General features: G+C 46.4%; 17 protein-coding genes. 1 reads left to right on the top strand and 16 read right to left on the bottom strand.

The features are described from left to right. Positions 1-8: 8 nt before the first annotated feature. From HQN90_RS08230 to HQN90_RS08295, 14 genes are all read right to left on the bottom strand, one after another. Positions 9-1,676: a response regulator transcription factor gene (locus HQN90_RS08230; RefSeq protein WP_173217292.1), complete on the bottom strand. Its 1,668-nt coding sequence runs from the start codon at positions 1,674-1,676 to the stop codon at positions 9-11. A 38-nt stretch (positions 1,677-1,714) separates the two neighbouring features. Further along, a complete protein-coding gene (locus HQN90_RS08235; RefSeq protein WP_173217293.1) occupies positions 1,715-3,448 on the bottom strand; it encodes a sensor histidine kinase in 1,734 nt (577 codons plus the stop codon). Positions 3,449-3,489: 41 nt separating this feature from the next. Then, entirely contained in the window at positions 3,490-4,374 is an 885-nt protein-coding gene (locus tag HQN90_RS08240; protein ID WP_173217294.1) for a carbohydrate ABC transporter permease, read from the bottom strand. 31 nt (positions 4,375-4,405) lie between these two features. Then, positions 4,406-5,311 carry an ABC transporter permease gene (locus HQN90_RS08245; protein WP_173217295.1) on the bottom strand — a complete coding sequence of 302 codons (906 nt, stop codon included), beginning with the start codon at positions 5,309-5,311 and terminating at the stop codon, positions 4,406-4,408. A gap of 29 nt (positions 5,312-5,340) precedes the next feature. Next, complete coding sequence (locus tag HQN90_RS08250) at positions 5,341-7,023, bottom strand: extracellular solute-binding protein (RefSeq protein WP_420851036.1); 1,683 nt, start codon at positions 7,021-7,023, stop codon at positions 5,341-5,343. 209 nt (positions 7,024-7,232) lie between these two features. Next, positions 7,233-7,610, bottom strand: a complete 378-nt coding sequence (locus tag HQN90_RS08255) for a VOC family protein (protein WP_173217296.1) — start codon at positions 7,608-7,610, stop codon at positions 7,233-7,235. A 171-nt stretch (positions 7,611-7,781) separates the two neighbouring features. Further along, a complete protein-coding gene (locus tag HQN90_RS08260) occupies positions 7,782-7,952 on the bottom strand; it encodes a hypothetical protein (protein WP_173217297.1) in 171 nt (56 codons plus the stop codon). Between the two features lie 69 nt (positions 7,953-8,021). Next, positions 8,022-8,948: a S66 peptidase family protein gene (locus tag HQN90_RS08265; RefSeq protein WP_173217298.1), complete on the bottom strand. Its 927-nt coding sequence runs from the start codon at positions 8,946-8,948 to the stop codon at positions 8,022-8,024. A gap of 165 nt (positions 8,949-9,113) precedes the next feature. Continuing rightward, the gene (locus HQN90_RS08270) at positions 9,114-9,593 is read right to left on the bottom strand and encodes a DUF1453 family protein (protein WP_173217299.1); all 480 of its coding nucleotides are present in this window, start codon (positions 9,591-9,593) and stop codon (positions 9,114-9,116) included. Positions 9,594-9,747: 154 nt separating this feature from the next. Then, positions 9,748-10,437 (bottom strand): response regulator, encoded by a 690-nt coding sequence (locus tag HQN90_RS08275; RefSeq protein ID WP_173217300.1) that lies wholly within the window; start codon positions 10,435-10,437, stop codon positions 9,748-9,750. Between the two features lie 12 nt (positions 10,438-10,449). Next, positions 10,450-11,628, bottom strand: coding sequence for a sensor histidine kinase (locus tag HQN90_RS08280; protein WP_173217301.1), 1,179 nt, complete (start codon positions 11,626-11,628; stop codon positions 10,450-10,452). Between the two features lie 595 nt (positions 11,629-12,223). Continuing rightward, the gene (locus tag HQN90_RS08285; RefSeq protein ID WP_246362151.1) at positions 12,224-12,850 is read right to left on the bottom strand and encodes an NAD(P)H-dependent oxidoreductase; all 627 of its coding nucleotides are present in this window, start codon (positions 12,848-12,850) and stop codon (positions 12,224-12,226) included. Between the two features lie 69 nt (positions 12,851-12,919). After that, positions 12,920-13,969 (bottom strand): sulfite oxidase, encoded by a 1,050-nt coding sequence (locus tag HQN90_RS08290; protein WP_173217302.1) that lies wholly within the window; start codon positions 13,967-13,969, stop codon positions 12,920-12,922. A gap of 98 nt (positions 13,970-14,067) precedes the next feature. Next, positions 14,068-15,054, bottom strand: a complete 987-nt coding sequence (locus HQN90_RS08295; RefSeq protein WP_216855250.1) for a quinone oxidoreductase family protein — start codon at positions 15,052-15,054, stop codon at positions 14,068-14,070. Positions 15,055-15,197: 143 nt separating this feature from the next. Here HQN90_RS08295 and HQN90_RS39275 point away from each other — a divergent pair, with 143 nt between their 5' ends. Then, positions 15,198-15,674, top strand: a complete 477-nt coding sequence (locus tag HQN90_RS39275) for a MarR family winged helix-turn-helix transcriptional regulator (protein WP_173217446.1) — start codon at positions 15,198-15,200, stop codon at positions 15,672-15,674. A gap of 41 nt (positions 15,675-15,715) precedes the next feature. Here the strand turns inward: HQN90_RS39275 and HQN90_RS08305 are convergent, their stop codons facing one another. Together HQN90_RS08305 and HQN90_RS08310 are read right to left on the bottom strand one after the other, a co-directional pair. Beyond that, complete coding sequence (locus HQN90_RS08305) at positions 15,716-16,366, bottom strand: MBL fold metallo-hydrolase (protein ID WP_173217303.1); 651 nt, start codon at positions 16,364-16,366, stop codon at positions 15,716-15,718. A 36-nt stretch (positions 16,367-16,402) separates the two neighbouring features. Beyond that, positions 16,403-17,608, bottom strand: coding sequence for a multidrug efflux MFS transporter (locus HQN90_RS08310; protein ID WP_173217304.1), 1,206 nt, complete (start codon positions 17,606-17,608; stop codon positions 16,403-16,405). Between the last annotated feature and the right edge of the window lie 26 nt (positions 17,609-17,634).

Here is a 17,634-nt window from a genome sequence, read left to right on the forward strand (position 1 = left end):
CATCACTTTCATATGCGCAGCATCCTATATTCTTGTGGCGTCGTTTCGTTCTGCTTTTTGAAGAAGCGGATGAACGCTAATGCGGAATTGTAGCCAAGCGCAGCGGCGATTTCGTTCACTTTCATCGTGCTGCCCATAAGCAGCTCCTTCGCTTTCAAATTTCGATAATCAATGATGTAGTCGGATAAACCGATGCCGGTCATTTGCTTATACAGCCTGGAAAAATACGATGGATTCAGTCCAACGTGATCCGCAATCGCGTTAAGGGAAATATCTGTAGAAATGTTTGCTTCGATGTATTGGTGTGCTTTTTGCACAACTTCCGAAGGCAATTTCTCGCCCTGAATGGCATTCCAGTTGAACAAGCAGTCAGCCGTTTGCATAAAGTATTGCCTCAAGGAAAGCCAGGCGTCTTTCTCGCCGAACTGGAACAGCGGAGCCAAATCGTGAACGGCGTTCACATAGGTACGCATCTCTGGACTTTTGTTGATGTAGGTTAGATAAATAGCGGCTAGGGAGTGATAGAGTTCCTTTTTCCGTTCGAAAGGGGATTCTTCCTCGCTCCAGATCTCCGTCAGTTCCAAGTACAGCTTGTAAAACTCTTCACGGTGGCTGTTCTCCAGGGATTTGGCAAGAAGCTGTACACGAGTCAGATGGAAAAAATCGTTCTGCTTCTCCCCCGCCGTATTTTTCTCAGCCCTCCGGATGTCGGAATCACTCAAAATAACCTCGCTCGACAGCCCCATTCCGAATAATAATCCATATTTCAACCGATGAAAACTTTCAGAAACACCGCTCCACGCCACAGGCTCGCAGCTCAGCATGAACGAAACAGGCAGCTTCAACAGCTTCTTGCATGTTCGCTGAATGGTCTCCAGCATACCGCTTACATAGGTGGACGATTTTTTCCATACCGAATCGGATGCATTAATTGAGGTTTGTGGATCGTTGTCTCCACTTGGCTGGATGAACCATACGATTTTGGATTGGTCGTACACATAGGACAAACAACGCACATATGGCGATAAATATTCCTCGGTAACATTCTGTACGGCATAAATGAGCAGTGCTTTATCCGGCGCTGTTATCAGGTCCTTCCAGTCATCGATGCGCCCAATCAGCAAAATAATCGGCATGTCCGCTCGAAGCGGCATATCGATATCTTTAAAATGGCTTTCCAATTGGCTTTCTGTTACCTGATTGCCCTGCAAAAGCCCTGTAACGTAATCTTTCTGCAGCGATGGCAGCGCCAGCCGCATCCGCATGTTCGCTCTTTCGAACATGCGCTGCTGGTCGTATTCTTCTTCGAACTTCGCAATCGCCCGCTCGACGGAACGGATGATTTTCTCATCGCTTTCAATCTTCAGAATATACTCGAAGCTGCCGTATTTGACAGCGCTTTGCACGTAATGGAAATCAGTATAGCCTGTTAGAAAAATGACCTTGCAGGCCGGCCACTGCGCTTTGATTTCTCGCAGCAGCTCTATGCCTTCAAGTCCTGGCATTTTGATATCGGAAATGACGATGTCGACCCGATTGTTTTGCAGCACCTCCAAAGCCTCTTCGCCGGAGTAGGCTTTCAAAATGTCTACGTCCACACACGCGGTTTGTTCGAAAAGCTCCATCAGACCGTCCACGATGATCGGAAGATCGTCGACAATAAGTAAACGGTACAAGCAAACCCCTCCTCAAGTGTTTCTGGAAGAAACGTTTCTTAGCTGCTGCCGAAATGGATTCGTACTTTCAGGCCGCCCAGCGCTGAGCGTGCCAACGTGATGCCATATTCGACTCCGTAGCGGAGTTGAATTCTGCGATGAACGTTAACAAGTCCCGTCGTCTCTTCCATGCGGAGCTCTGACCGACGTAATGAGGTGTTCAGCCGTTTGATCTCTTCATCCGATACGGCACTTCCGTTGTCCTCGACATAGAAAGAGAACCCATCTTCGTTCTCCTCACTGTGCACCCAAAGAACGCCTTCTGTCCGCATATTGCCCAGCGCATGCTTGTAAGCGTTCTCGATAATCGGCTGCAGCACAAGTCTTGGCACCGTTCGCTCCATCACATCACCGTCAAACTTAACTTGAATTCGCTCCCCGTAGCAGACGGTCTGCATATCTACATAGGTGCGGGAATGCTTCACTTCCAGCGCAAGTGGGATTTCGTCCTCGCCATCTCTCGTAATAAAATGAAAATATTCGCCGATGTATAAGCAAAATTGGTACGCTTTGTCCTTCTGCTGCTCGGACTTAATCAGCCGGCACAGTACGAAGAAGCAGTTGTACAAAAAGTGCGGATTGATTTGCGATTGCAGCCTCTTCAGCTCTGAGCGCTGGTTGCGAATTTGTTGCTCATAATTTTCTTCAATCAACGTTCGCAGCGAATGAATCGTTTCATTAAATGCCTGATACAAATACCCGAATTCGTCATGCCCGCGGTCGATGGCGATCGGTTCCAGCCGATTCTGCTGAACGTGGCGGAACGAATGCACCAGCCGCATGAGTGGTCTATAGATGAGCCTGAACAGCAAATAGGAGAAAAATAAGCCGACAACTATGGCGAGCGCGCAAGCCCACCAAAACCAAACCCGGTAGGTTTGGATCGGACCAAGCACGTTCGCTTCGGGAATTAGACTTAACGAATACGAATTCCAAAGCGGAGAGTACTTATATACGGCTAAATAGCTTTTGCCTCCATAACGGACGGTTTCGAACCCTTCCTTCTTTCCTTGTGCCTGATTGTCCTTAATAAAAACCTTGGCCATCTCCAGCAGGGTTGGATCGTTGTCACTCTGGAGATGCCAGCCATGGTCCAAGTTCAATAAGATGCTTGTGCCGCCCAGCGATCTGCCGATTTGAGCTAGTGACTCTTTTAATTTTTGGGCGGACAGCTCGGCACTGACAATAAAAAGCGGCTCCCGCCGCGTATTTATCGGGTACTGTATGGAGATGAATAGCCGGTCATTCCAATTGATAATTGGCTCTGTGTAGGGCCTGTTGTGAGTCTGCATCGCGGCGAACTCCTGCAAATCGATGGATGTATCGTATTTGACGCTAAGCAGCGTTCGATCGATAGAAGGAACATAGGCCTTCGCTTCCTGAATAAACGGGCTGGAGTCCTTCATCAACACAAGCCGCTTCTGAATGTCCAATATTTTCTGTGCTCGCTCGTAGTAAGACAATTCGCTGCCTGTCGTTGATAGTTCGATTAAGTCGTCGTCCGTCACGTATTTGGGCAAATATTGGACGATTCGGTCCGCTTCCTTTTCGAGTGAGTCCAGGTAATACCCCGTCGTATTCAGTGTCGACTGCGAGATTTCCTTGCGGATACTTTCTGACCCCTTCTCATTGATCAGCCAAGTGATGGCCATTAATGGAAGCAGCACCACCATGAATGCGGCCATGATTTTTTTGAATATGGAAGAGTCCCTAAGTCGGAAAAAGCGCTTCATCCTGCGTTCACCTGCTATGCATGGGGTAACAATCCTGATTGTTATTCTTTGACACTCCCCATCACAATTCCTTTAATGAAAAATCGCTGCAGGAAAGGGTATACGATCAAAATAGGAAAAGCCGCGACGAATATTTGGGCAGCTTTGCTTGTACGGTCGGACAACTTGCTGATCAACTCGGCGTCCTGTGTTTGGAGAAAACGGAAATCGAGTTTGATAATGATGGTTTGCAAGAACGTTTGCAGCGGGTATTTGTCGGGGTGATTCATTAGAATCATGCCATCGAACCAACTGTTCCAGTGCCATACCATCGTAAACAGGCCGGTCGTTGCAAGTGCAGGAAGCGCCAGTGGCACATAAATTTTCCATAATATCGCAAAATGTCCGGCACCGTCCATCCGAGCCGATTCCTCCAGTTCTTTGGGCAGGTTCCTGTAAAAGTTAAGCAGCAAAATAACGTTGAATACCTGCAGCGCGCCAGGCAGAACGAGCGCCCATATCGTATCGATCAAGCCTAGCGACTTCACCGTCAAATACCATGGAATGATGCCTCCGCTAAACAAGATGGTGAACACGAATACCCATACGTAAAATGTCCTTAGCCGAAACTGCCTCTCATCCTTGGATAAGGGATACGCCGTCAGAATCGTCAAAAACATACTGATAGAGGTTCCGAGAATAAGTCGTTCGAATGAAACTCCGAAAGCACGCAAATATTCAGGCTTGCCGAATACGTTATTGTAAGCTGCCGTCGTAAACTCGACAGGCCACAGCGTGACCTTGCCCGCAGATGCAGCCGTCCCGGTACTGAACGATAAGGCTAATATATGAATAATGGGCATCAGGCAGGCCAATGAGATCGCCGCTAAAAATATGACATTAGCACTCAAGAAAATCCCCCGGCTAAATGACATTTTGTAACGCATGATGAGTTCCCTCTCTTCCCCATATCTATGGTCAAAAAATGCGGTAATTCGCGAAACGGTAGGCGAAGAAATAGGAAAATGAGATAAAGATAAACGAAACGATCGATTTCAGCAGTCCGACCGCTGTGGCGAATCCGAACTGGGACTGCTCGATGCCCATCCGATACACGAACGTATCAATGATGTCAGCACTTTCGTAAACTTGCGGACTGTATAAGTTAAATATTTGATCGAATCCGGCATTGAGCACGTTGCCAATGTTAAGCGTAAACATCAGAACGATAATTGGCATCATCCCCGGGATTGTAATGTTCAGCGTTTGCTTCCAGCGTCCTGCGCCGTCAATTTCCGCAGCTTCATAAAGCGACGGATTAATGCTGGTTAAGGCGGCTAAGTAGACGATCGTTCCGTAACCGAATTCCTTCCATACGTCTGAAACGACCATCACATAAGGGAACCAGCGATTATTGCCCAGAAAGTAGATCGGGTCGATGCCTAGCAAGCCTAACAATTGATTGAGTACCCCCGTGGACGGGGAAAGCACATCGATTAATATGCCGCTTAGCAGCACCCAGGACATGAAGTGCGGCAAGTAAACGAGCGTTTGGAACGTTCGTTTGATCCACTGTTTGCTCATCTCGTTCAGCAGAATGGCAATCGTTATCGGCACGAATAAACCTGCTGTAATTTTCATAACGGCAATATAGATGGTATTGAAAAAAATGCGGCCAATGTCGGGATAAACGAACATATATTGAAAGTTTTTCAGCCCGACGAACGGAGAGCCAAACAGACCTCTGGTTGGAATATATTTCTGAAATGCCATGACAATACCCGCCATGGGGATGTAGCTAAAAACGATAACAAACATCAGTCCTGGAATCAGCATCAAATGAAGCGGCCATTCACGCTTCCATAGGCGAGAAATCAAATTCATTATGCACCACCACTCCCCACAGCGAAGAACTACTTGTTCTTCGCATACCAGTCGTTCACTTCTTTCGTCATTTGATCTCCACCAAGCCGCTTCCAATCGGCGACAAATTTATCGAACTCGTCAATGGAAACTTGGTTCATGATAATTTTGAAAAATACTTCGTCGCGCTTTTTCTCAAGGATCGCATTCTTCTCAACCATCGTTGGCGTCGGGGCACCGTAGAACTTGGTTTGTTCGAATTGGTTGTTCTTTTTCATATCGGGAATCAAGGAATAGGCTCCCTTCGGACCGGAAATCAAGTATTCCCACCACATGCTGGTATCGCCGTTCACAAATTTCATAGCCCGCTCGTATCTCGTTTTCTGATCCTTGGTTTTCGCCAGACTCGCGTCTTTGGTGGCAATCGCCTTCGGCAGTACCTCGCCGTTATCGTTCGATAAACTGCCAACTCTAAGTGGATTCAGCAGCCAGTAGTTGTTCTTCTTTTCCACGCGGTCTTTGCCAAACTCATACACTTTGTTATCTTCCGTCTGGTTGTTATCGACCACAATCCATTGATTAAGCAGTCTGATGACGGCTTCCGGATTTTTCGCCTTCTTGGACACAACGTAATATCTGTCGACGCCGATGCCAATTTGCGCCTTTGCGGGTTGGTTATCGACAGAGGGAAGCGGATAAACGCCCCACTCCTGCACTTGTTTACCGTCTTTAATCGCACCGGTCGCCAGATGTGCAGGTACCCATTCGGCACCGTATACAAGGCCAATGCTGTTGCCGAAAATGAGTTCCGACTCTTTTTGCGTATCTTTCACAGCGAATTCGGGATCAATCAGTCCTTTTTTGAACATATCTTGCAGCGCCTTAAGCGCTTCTTTCATTTGCGGCTGCACGTAGCCCATAGCGAGCTTACCGCTACCGTCATCCATCCAATGACTTGAATCCGAATTCGAATCCAAGTAGGCATGGTAGCCATTCATGAAACCGATGAGACCGGTTACTCCGTCTTCTTTCAAATCTTTGTTGAGTGCAAGACCATACGCTCTTCCGGTTCCTCCAGGATCTTTGGTCTTAAATGCCTCCGCAATGGTCATGAGATCCTGCATCGTCTTAGGCTCCGGCAAATTCAGCTTTTTGAGCCAGTCGGTACGCACATATAGAAACTGCGAGTAGTACGGATTGGACGTTCTCGGAATCGCCATCAATTTGCCGCCAATCGAGGCTGATTTCATTTGAGTACCGCCATCCATTTTCATGAACTTTTTGGTCTCTGGCGTCGCAAACTTATCGTATACGCTGGTGAGATCCATAATCATGTCCGCTTCAATCAACTGCTGAAGCTGGGTGGCGTCCACCAGCATCAAATCAGGAATTTCATTCGATGCAATTGCGATCTTCAGCTTTTCTTTGTATTGGTTGGTATCAGCGGCGACCCATTGATTCGTAATTTTAACACCTGCGTCTTTCTCGTAGGCTGCGTAAACGGAATTGTTATCGAAGTTCTCACCCGCGTCGAATTTCAAATACGGATCGCCTTCTCTAACTGTGGAAACTTCAAGCAGCTTCATTGTATCGGTCGTTTGTGTTTCCATTGCCGCTGTAGACGCGGACGGATTCGGGCTAGGCTCCGGATTATTACTGCATGCTGTTACAGCGACTAGACTGGTGATCAAAGCGGCTGTGAGAACATTTTTCCCTCTTCGTATCATTTTCATTTGACCTCCCATATGGCTCCATGTCTTTCAGCTTTTGTTGATAGCTTAAGTATAAGAGGCTGAACGCAGCCATTCCATATACCAGTGTTTACTTTCATATACACCTCTCGACCGCGAATATGCACGCATAAAAAAACGCCACCGAATGAGAATCGATAGCATTAGCAGGCAAAGCAATAAAAAAAGCACCGGTTAAGGTGCATTCTCACTTACTTTTTTTCCAAGACAGCAAAGTAATTTCCTTCATTGTCAGCGAAGTTGAAGACTCTTCCTGTAGGCATAGTTACGAGTTCTCCGACTGTGATATTTTTGTCCTTCAGGTCTTGATATAAGCTATCGAGCTCGTCCGAGAAAAACAGTAACGAAGGTGTATTAAGATTCAATTGAGGCTGCATTTTGGCAATGAGTTCCTTGTTGTGGAGAACGATGTTCGTTCCTGCTTCCTTCGTAGGAGCAATCTCAATCCATCTCATATGCTCGTTGTTTTCTTCAGAAACTAAACTGAACCCTAATTTTTCTGTCCAAAATTTCAATGCCTCATCTTGGTTATTCACATATAACATAATTTGACCGATTTTATTAATCATTTGCTTGTCTCCATTTCAATTAATCTTTGGATATTAAAAATTATACAGCAATTAACAATTTTGTTCAACGAGACAACCCACGATAAAGAACCCCCTACAAATATCGAGGAGGCTCTCTTTGAACATGTACCTGCACTAGCTACTCGCCAGACGGGAAGAGCAGCCAGTTTATCAAACTTGATTCTTGGGGATTCCGTTTAAACTTGGGACATCATCAGCAGCCTTGCTGCTCGTCAGCGTTTGTGCTTCTTCGGTGAAATGAGCGTGATTCTGCTGATTAGCTTTCTTGTCTGCTTTGTTATCTTCACGGTCATACTTTGGATTGGCGTCATTTTTGGGCATAGCATTCACCTCCATCATCTCACCGTTAGTATGAGATGGCAGCTTGAATTTTATCCCAAATCGTCAACCCTATGATAGAGATACAGTGCTTTCAAGCACCGTCAATTTGTTCTCGTTTGCGTTCAAACGAACATTGGCGCCAATTGGGATTGCCGCTTTATATTTGCCATGTCCGGATGCCAAATTTGTCAATAATGGTTTTCCGAGGGGAACAAGGACTTCATTTATTAAATCCTCATACGATTTTCCATACGCTGCTGCGCAATTCGTGCATTCTCCCATTACAATTCCAAGGCAATGGTCGAATTTGCCTGATAGCTTCATCCGATTGATCATCCGATAAACCTTATTTATAGGTTCATGAGTTTCTTCTATCAGTATAATTTTACCACTCGTATCGATTTCATAAGGAGTTCCGATCGCATCCGTAAAGGATGTTAAATTACCTCCTACAATACGTCCTGTGACATCGCCCCTCACCCTACCGATTAAAGGAATTCCTTCAGGGTTCAAAATGGGTCTTGTCGGTAAGAATACAGCCGTTGCCTCATAAAATTGATTGAAATTATACGCAGGTTCACTGGCATCGAAATCAATAAGGAGCAGACTGTGAAAAGTAATTAAATCACAAAATTGATAAAGTACATTTAATAAAATCGTGATGTCGCTATATCCTGAAACTATTTTGGGATTGCGTTGTATGAGTGAGTAGTCTAAATATGGCAAAATTCCAGCGACTCCAACACCTCCACGAGTGGGAAGGATCATGTTTACATTTGGATTTTTTATCATATTCATGAAATCTACTGCTCGTTGTTCATCTGTCCCTGCAAGATATCCGTCCTCGATATAAACGAAGTCACCCACTACAACATGGAAGCCCATTCCTTGCAGTGTTCGTATTCGGTCAGTGATCGTCTTCGCACTAAGAGGGGTACCCAAAGTAACAACCCCAATTGTGTCTCCCCGTTTTAAAATTGGTGGTTTGATTGGCATAAACCCCTCCAAATGTAATGACATTTGTACCAGAGTATGCGAGTACGAATGGAATGTGCACGATTTTTTTTCAAACCGAGCCAAACCCAATCAAATATCCATCCAAATCAATTGCCGAGAACTCTTCCCATGAGCCCCACTCCTGCTCAGTGACAAAACAGCTGTTTAGGCACTTGCGGTTAGCTGCTGTGTGACTTGCGGGTGTTTCATGCAAATGCCAACTAGTCGACCTAAAACGATGCCGGCAATAGCGAACAAGAAAGGAATGGAAGCATTCCCGCCGGTAAACGACGCATGAGTTGGAATGACATACGCTAAGCCGAATCTTAAGCCGTAGCGAACTGGAATGGATAACAGCCATACGGCCAAGCCGATGGGAGACCCTTTGGTCATCCAAACGCCGCCCTCCCTGAATACTTTCGTTAAAATCCCCTGCCATATCCCAATCGGGAAACCAATCACAGCACCAAGAATAAGAAGCAACCAACCGCCAGCGTCCATGCCGGAAATGCTAGATGCCATGTAAAAGCCATACACCAACAAAATTAATGGCAATATCACCATTCTTCTGCTGACGGTCCTCGTTCCTAACTGTCTTCTTACCATCAAAAAAATGACGGCTAACACTATAAGTATTTGCATCATCGCAAAAAGCCCCCTTGGTTTTGGCCGGTAACCACCGTCCGTTCTGTAATCTATGTTACAGCACCATGGCAAATTGCGATGCTATCTAGCTGTTGATTTCTCAGAGCTTTCCCTATATCTACAGATATAGAACTAGGCTTCATTTCTGCTCGACTTACTCGACAATACCTTGACGAATCGCATAGACGACGGCCTGTGTACGATCATCGACCGCCAGCTTCTGCAAAATACGATGAACATGCGTTTTAACCGTTCCTTCTGAAATGGTCAGCTTCACAGCAATTTGATCGTTCCTCAGTCCATACGCCATCTGCTGCAATACCTCCTGCTCCCGGCTTGTCAGTGGTTCCAGCAGGCAGGCCTCAGATTGCTCCGTATACGCCGCAGTCAATCCCCCGGCTTCCCGTTCACTCAACATGTCAGACAGTGCCTGACCTGCTTTGGCAGTTCGGTATACTGCTTCGCCGCGGTAGGCAGAGCGTATCGCTTGCAGCATATCTTCCGAATCGGCATCCTTCAGCAAGTAGCCTACTGCCCCTGCTCGAATGCCCTCATACACATATTCATGTACATCAAATGTGGTCAAAATGACGATTTTCGTTGCAGGCAGCGACTCTATGATTTGTTTCGCCGCCTCAATCCCGGTAAGCTTCGGCATTTGCACGTCCATCAAGACGATATCCGGCTTCCATCTCAGGCATTGTTCCACGGCTGCCTCGCCATCTGCTGCTTCGCCCACTACCTCCATGTCGGATTGCAAGCGAATGACATAGCCAAGTCCCTGCCGGATCATCGTTTGGTCGTCAACCAACAGAATACGTATTTGTTGTTGCTGTACCTCCACTTATGTTTCCTCCTATACCACTAAAGGTATTCGTACTTTTACCTGAAGACCGCTTGGCACTCCGGGTACAAACTCGCAAGTGCCTCCAAGGGACGCCGCGCGCTGCTGAATCCCTTGCAAGCCAAAACCAAGATGAAGCCCCTGCACATCAGCTAGCTTGCCATTGTCGGCAATTACCATGAATACTTCACCTTCGCTTTTGTGAATATTAACGCTTACGGATGTCGCTTCCGCATGCCTTGTGATATTCGTTAGTGCTTCCTGCAAAATTCGGTACAGAACAATGAGCATCTCTGAAGGCAGATCCAAGCCATCCTCTGCATGAAAAATACCCTGCAGCCCAGAGTGATTTTGTGTTTGCGATAAAAGCGCTCTAAGCGAGTCGATGCCAAGATTATGCCTGTCGTCAGCCAGCGCATGGACAGAGCTGCGGATATCTTTCAAGCTTTGCCGCGCCACGGCAAGCATGTTCTTCACAGCTTCGCGCGCCTCATCTGGACCGCCAGCGACCATATATTGCACCGCTTGCAATTGTACGATCAATGATGTGAGACTGTGTCCAAGCGAGTCGTGAATATCCCGGGCAATCCGGCTGCGCTCTTCCAGCACCGCATGATGCATGGACACAAGCGTTGCCTCTTGCAATTCTTCATGCGCCTTTTGTAAAGCCTCTAAATGCTGTTGAATCCGTCTGTGATATTCATTGCGGTATGCAATACCGCGAACCCCAAAATATACGCCCGCAATGCTGACTAAACTCCATATTCGATTTTCCAGCGAATCCGGAAACATCAAGGAGAGCGCAATCATTTCCACGATAATCCCCCCGCCAATCCATTGGATATAACGCGTTCCTGTTCTACTGGTCATAAAACCAACCAGGATGAGCTGCAGCGATATATTCCAATAGCCGGAGTGGAGCAGGATAACATTGAGCACATGCGTAAGTGCAATCGACACTGAAATAATTGCTATCCCCCGTAAACTATAGCTTTTTCCGCGGGGGAACCAACACAATAGCAAGTACCCCAGCAGGAACAGCCACTCTATCCACGATTGAGCAAAAGAGGGATACTTCATTGTGTCATGTAGGGTAACGGCAATCGCGATGTACGACGCCACCGTTCTTACCCACCGTTTCTTTAGCATTGGAGCCGGGGCTTCCTTGTTCTGGTGCAGTTCTTCCGTCATACCTTCACGTTCCTTCTTTGCGCGAATATCATTGGACAACTTCTAACCTAGATATTACCATATAATAAATTCATACGTACTTAGTTATTCATTCTGCCAGCGAAGCAATTTTGAATATATCATAGAAATATAGACTTCCTCCGAATAAAGTTGATCTGTCCCTCTCTGCAGGAGTCCAGTGGTCAGTTAACGGTGTTTCGTAAGCAGGTATTTATTTTTCTCATTGGAGTTTTTCCAATCAAATCAGCCCTCAAAGGTCTTGGTGCAAGGTTTCTCTGGAATTAATCCAATGGAAATTTCCATTAAACCTCAAAATACCTGCTTTTTTAAATTATGCATTGGAGTTTTTCCAATGAAATCGTTCATCAAGCTCCTCAAACTAGGTTTCACTGGAATTAATCCAATGAAACCCGCTTTTCACTTCATCCCTTCTCAAAAAAAAGGGCGGTCTCCTGCTTTCCACTCACCGAAAATTTATCCTTTACATACAAATGAAAAAAGCCGCAATTAGCGGTTATCATACTAATGACTAATTAAGACTGAACGTTCAGTGAATATAAAATGCACCACGAACATAGCGTCCGCGGTGCTGCAATTATTTCTGTGCCATGCCTATTTTTTGCTGCATTTCTTCAAACATTCGTTTCCTTGCTATTCGAGGATCGAGTTCGGGGTCCAAGATATGTTGGATGAATGGTTGAGTGCTCATTTCGATCTGTTCGTCCGTTGCCTGTACCGCGCCGTAGAATTCGAAATGCGGGAGCATCGTCATGCTAATTTGGTTGGCGAAGGCTTGCAAGGGGCGGGTCAGTTCGCTAATGGTATAACCGATCAAGCCGCCTGCCTGGTACGTCTCTCGGGCACCGCCGATAGAGATGGCGAGCACGAGTTCTTTGCCAGCTACTTTTCTGCCTCCGGGCCCGAACAGCCAAGTAGTTGTAAAAACTTCATCCAGCCATTGCTTTAGCAAGGAAGGTGTACCGTACCATTGAAGAGGGAATTGCAGCACAAGACGATGATGTTCAGCTAGAAGGTTTTGTTCATGAGCAATGTCAATTGTTTTATTCGGATATGCTCCATACAATTCGTGCACCGTTACTTGATGAGCATGTTTGTGCAATTCCGTGACCCACCGCTGGTTCACGCGCGACTGCTCCAAATTAGGATGAGCCACAATCACCAATATTTTCAAATTTTCGCCTTTCTTTTCTTCAACAAACAAGATAAAATCACACTCCTTGATTCTATTTTATTTTTGATTGATATATAAGTCAATATAAAAACAAAAAAATCACTCCACATAAACCTTAATTTGAAAAATGGAGTTATTTTCATAGCCCTTCACATTCCAATCCGCCTGAAGAGGCTGGGTATTGCCCTTGTCATCTGTCGCCTTCACCCTAATCGTGTAGGTTCCAGGTTCCGCTACATGCCATTCCCACATCCATCTTCTCCAGCTGTACTTTTCCTCTGAATCAATCCAAAACACCTGATCCCATGTCTCTCCATGATCAAAGCTAATCTGAACCTTCTTAACGAGCCCATGACCTGACCATGCTGTACCTGTAATGAAGTGCCTCCCTCTTCTGACAACGGCTTGATCTGTGGGCTGGGCAATAACGGAATTCACCTTCATCAAAGTCACAGGTCTGCGCTGAGAATCTGTTTCGGAGCGGTATATGACATAATCATTTGTTTGGAATGGTCCCATAAACACGTGATCTATAGCCACAATACGGCTAAGCCATTTGACAGAAGCCATGCCATACCAGTTCGGAACGATTAATCTTGCAGGGTATCCATGTTTGTAGGGTATTGGTTTTCCGTTCATACAAAGAGCTATCAGCGTATCGGGGTCCATAGCTTTTTCTATTGGAAGGCTTCGGGCAAAAGGAAACATGCCTGGCAAGTCTACACGTTCGCCTGCATCCGCTCCTTCAAATATGACTTCCCTAGCATCAGGCATTATACCAGCTATCTGCAGAAGTGTTCGAAGAGGCACTCCTGTCCAAAGCGCATGGCTTACAGCCCCCTGCTCCCATTGATCTCCTTTGGTTTTGGGCTGGTAATAGGCTCTCTTGTTGCCTGCACATTCCATTGTAACTGGCAAGGTGATTTGGGGACATTGATATAGCGCCTGATAACTGAGAGAGATTGGTTTATGTACAAGTCCCTCAATCTTTAGCACCCAATCGTTTAAAGGTAATGCAGGATAAGGAAAATGATTGCGGATATAATACTGGAATTCTGGTGTAATCCTGCTTGATAGTGATAACATGGGGAATTCCTGATTTTCAGGAATAATGGAGCGGGGAATCCGCCCAGCATGATAGAGATCCATGTAAGGCTCCTTTCTAAGCAAGCATTGTTCTCTATTCTATGAAGGACGGATTTTAATCATTCTATTAGCAATTGTTTATGTCGAATCAGGAAACGATTTTAGAGCGCTCTTTCCGTTCCCGCAGACGGGATGAACACAACCCGTTCCCCCATCCCAGCGGGAGCATTCCAAACTTCCTCCACTTGGGAAAGTGGAAAAGAGACCGAATTCACTTTAAGCTTACCAGCCGAAATAGCGTCGATTAGCGCTGGAAATTCGGCCACATACCCAGCAGTCGAGACCGAACCTTGGCCACTGCCAACCACTTGAAAATTGGCAGATCGAAGTGCGACAGAAGGCACAGCGGCAGTAGCGCCAGCAACGGAACCAATTTGAATCCAAGTTAGCTTTCGGCTCCGATCTGATCTTTGCGTCAGCAGCGGGAGCATCGCAAGCTCAGCAGGCTTCCCCCAGAGATAGTCAATGACGATGTCAACTTCAGAAGCTGCTTCACCAAGCCGTTTGGCAGCCGCCTCTGGGTCGCCTGCGAGAGAAACGATAACGTCCGCGCCTAACGCTGAAAGGGAATTGAGCCGATTCTGGTCACGTCCGGCAGCGATAACCTGACTTGCACCAAGAAGCTTGGCAATCTGGACAGCCATCTGTCCGGAGCTTCCTGTCGCGCCAAGAACCAGAACCTTTTGCCCAGGCTGAAAATCAACTCGGCGGCGAAGAGCTACCCATGATGACATCGCTGGGTTCATGGCAGCAGCGATTAGAACAGGATCAACACCTTCAGGCAAAGGTACACTGCGTCGCAAGTCAATGACCGCCTTTTCTGCGAACGTACCCAGAGATGTGTCAGGCACTACGAAATAGGCCAACTGTCCATTAGGCAATCGCCCAACACCATCAATACCGGGGATTAACGGCAGCTCGTCGGAGCTGGTGTAGTGAGAACCGTTAGCCTGAGATCTCACACGATTGTGCAAACCCGCAGCAAGAACGTCAACAAGGACCTCACTACTTTCAGACGGTTCTGGTGTATCCACCAACTCGAATTTTGGAGCACAATCGAACGAACGTACAATAGCAGCAAACATCATATGGACCTCCATTCTCAGCTTTAGTCGAGAATTTAGTTTGTGTTACAAACAATATAGTTTGTTCCGCGAACAAAGTCAATGGCTGTTGTGGTACAATGTGAAGAGAAAAGTGTCCATATACAGCGAAATCTGGAGTGAATCCCATGAACAATGATGCCCTATTTAATAATCAAAACGAACTTTCGATCGTGGATGGCTTGGTACAACTTTCCTACCTTGTCCAGACGGTTCTCGGCCGAATTGGAGCTGGCCATGATCTCTCACTCATTCAAATTCGACTGCTCGGAATTCTCCGTGATCGCGAGCCGAGCATGTTACAGCTAGCCCAGCATCTAGGCTTAGACAAATCCAGTATTACCGGTCTAGTCGATCGTGCTGAACGTCGTGGGCTCGTCGAACGTACGATCTCTCCCAACGATCGGCGTGGATTCAACGTAAGAGTAACTCCTGCCGGACGGCAACTTATACATGGGGTCGGCAATGAGATCGAGCGTCAAATAAATGCTGTAATCGAAGGTCTTATTGACACAGAACGCGCACACCTCGCAGCCCTTGCAACCAAAGTTTTAGATACTTCTGCATGGTCTCCCCTCCTTTCTCAGCGTGCTGAAACCAAATAAGGACGCCTGCTGGGCGCCCTTATCCAAGGTTTTATCCACTATTATTTGTACGACATAGTGACGACACCGGCATAGTGAGATAAGTTTTCTTTGGTAACTCCCAAAGTGTTTACTTCCGTCGCCTTCTGTCCCACAGCAGTAATGAACTTGTCTGCTCTCTCGAAAACAATTCTTCCTAGTATCCCCAAAGCTTTCGTACTGTAATGCATCGGAATCGCAACAGTGGCTTCCAATTGACGCATCACTTGAGCTGCTTCAGCGCCACCAAGCGTCATCCTCCCTCCAACGGGAACAATGAGGATATCCACTTTGCCGATTTGCTGCACTTGTTCCTCCGTCAGCAGATGTCCCAAATCACCGCAATGACAAATCGTCAAGCCGTCTATATGGAAACGGAAAACAATATTAGGCCCTCTTTTCTGACCATTTACTTTGTCATGAAAAGTCTTAAATCCGCTCATGATCACATCCCCGCGGACGTAGGCTTTTGGCTCATTAACAAGCAGGTAGTCGCCTGAAGCAGCCTTAATTTTGTTATGATCTCCATGATCATGCGTTACGACAACAATATCCGACTCAACAGGGACCGGCATGCGGTAACCAAGAAATTTATAATAAGGATCAATAAGAACCCTAGTTCCAGCCTCTGATGTCAGTAAAAAAGAGGAGTGGCCAAACCATTTTATCTGCATAAAAAAGAGCTCCTCACTTGTATTTGACTTGACGTCTCACATCATGAGCTTTTCATTATTGCTCAGCTTCTTATAAACTTTAAAATATACCCATATCGCGTTCAACAATAACAAAACACCTGTGAATAGGAATACATATTGGACACCGAGCCAAGCCGCCACTTGTCCCCCTAGAACAGCACCTCCGAATACACCTAGATAACCCGCGGACATGGCAAATCCAAATACTCTGCCAGTCAAGGAAGCTGGCGTTATTTTCTTGATTAGGACATTGACAGAAGGCGTCAATCCCGCTGCCGTTAAACCCAATACAAAACGAAGGCCCATCAACTGCCACGGGTTGCTGACAAAAGCTTGCGGTATGAAAATGATTCCAGCCGCAACAAGCGAGAACAACATCACTTTGTGGACCCCAATTCGATCTGATAGTTTGCCAAGCCTTGGCGCTGCAACGATGTTCGCCAATCCCGACGCAGAGAAGGTTAGTCCGGCAATCAAGGCAATATGACTGGTTTCATGGGACAATTGGGTAATATAAACGGTTATAACGGGTTCTATCGAATATAAAGCTACCGTTAATACAAAAAAAGTGATAAACATGGTGATCGTTAAACTTTTCTCAGGCAGGAGCTGCCATAACTCCTTGAGCGACAGAAGTTTTTTATCCTCACGAGTGAAGGATTCCTTGACGAATAAGGCGGTCGTTAGGAATGCGATCAGCAGCAGCCCGCCTGTAATGAAAAATACGTTTTGCAAGCCAAACCCCTCTTCAATAAAACCGCCGATCGAAGGTCCAAGCAAAGAGCCGGCAATACTTGCTGTAGAAATGGTGCCTAACGCATACCCGATGTGCTCCTTATCCGTCTGAGTCGCAATCAATGTCGTGCAAGCTGTAGCATAACCTGTGATTACACCCTGCAATAATCTCAATCCTATTAAAATATACACATTCGTGGCAAAGCCCATGCAGCCGATTACGATCGCCATACCAAGGCTTGCCCGCAATAGCATCGGCTTACGTCCAAACTTATCGGCAGCAAGCCCCCATATTGGTGAGAAAATGGCTGAAATAATATAGGTTATCCCAAATGCAAATCCGGATAATTGGGCAATTGAGGCTGTATTCGTAACGCCAAGATGATGGATATAAAGCGGCAATACAGGCGCAAGCATACTCATTCCTACGCCGGAAACGAACATTCCGAACCAGCAAACGATTAAATTTCTTTTCCATATCGGCATGAAAATGAAGCCTTCTTTCGCAGGGC

It is taken from the genome of Paenibacillus alba (assembly GCF_013204855.1).
Classification (GTDB): Bacteria; Bacillota; Bacilli; order Paenibacillales; family NBRC-103111; genus Paenibacillus_E; species Paenibacillus_E alba.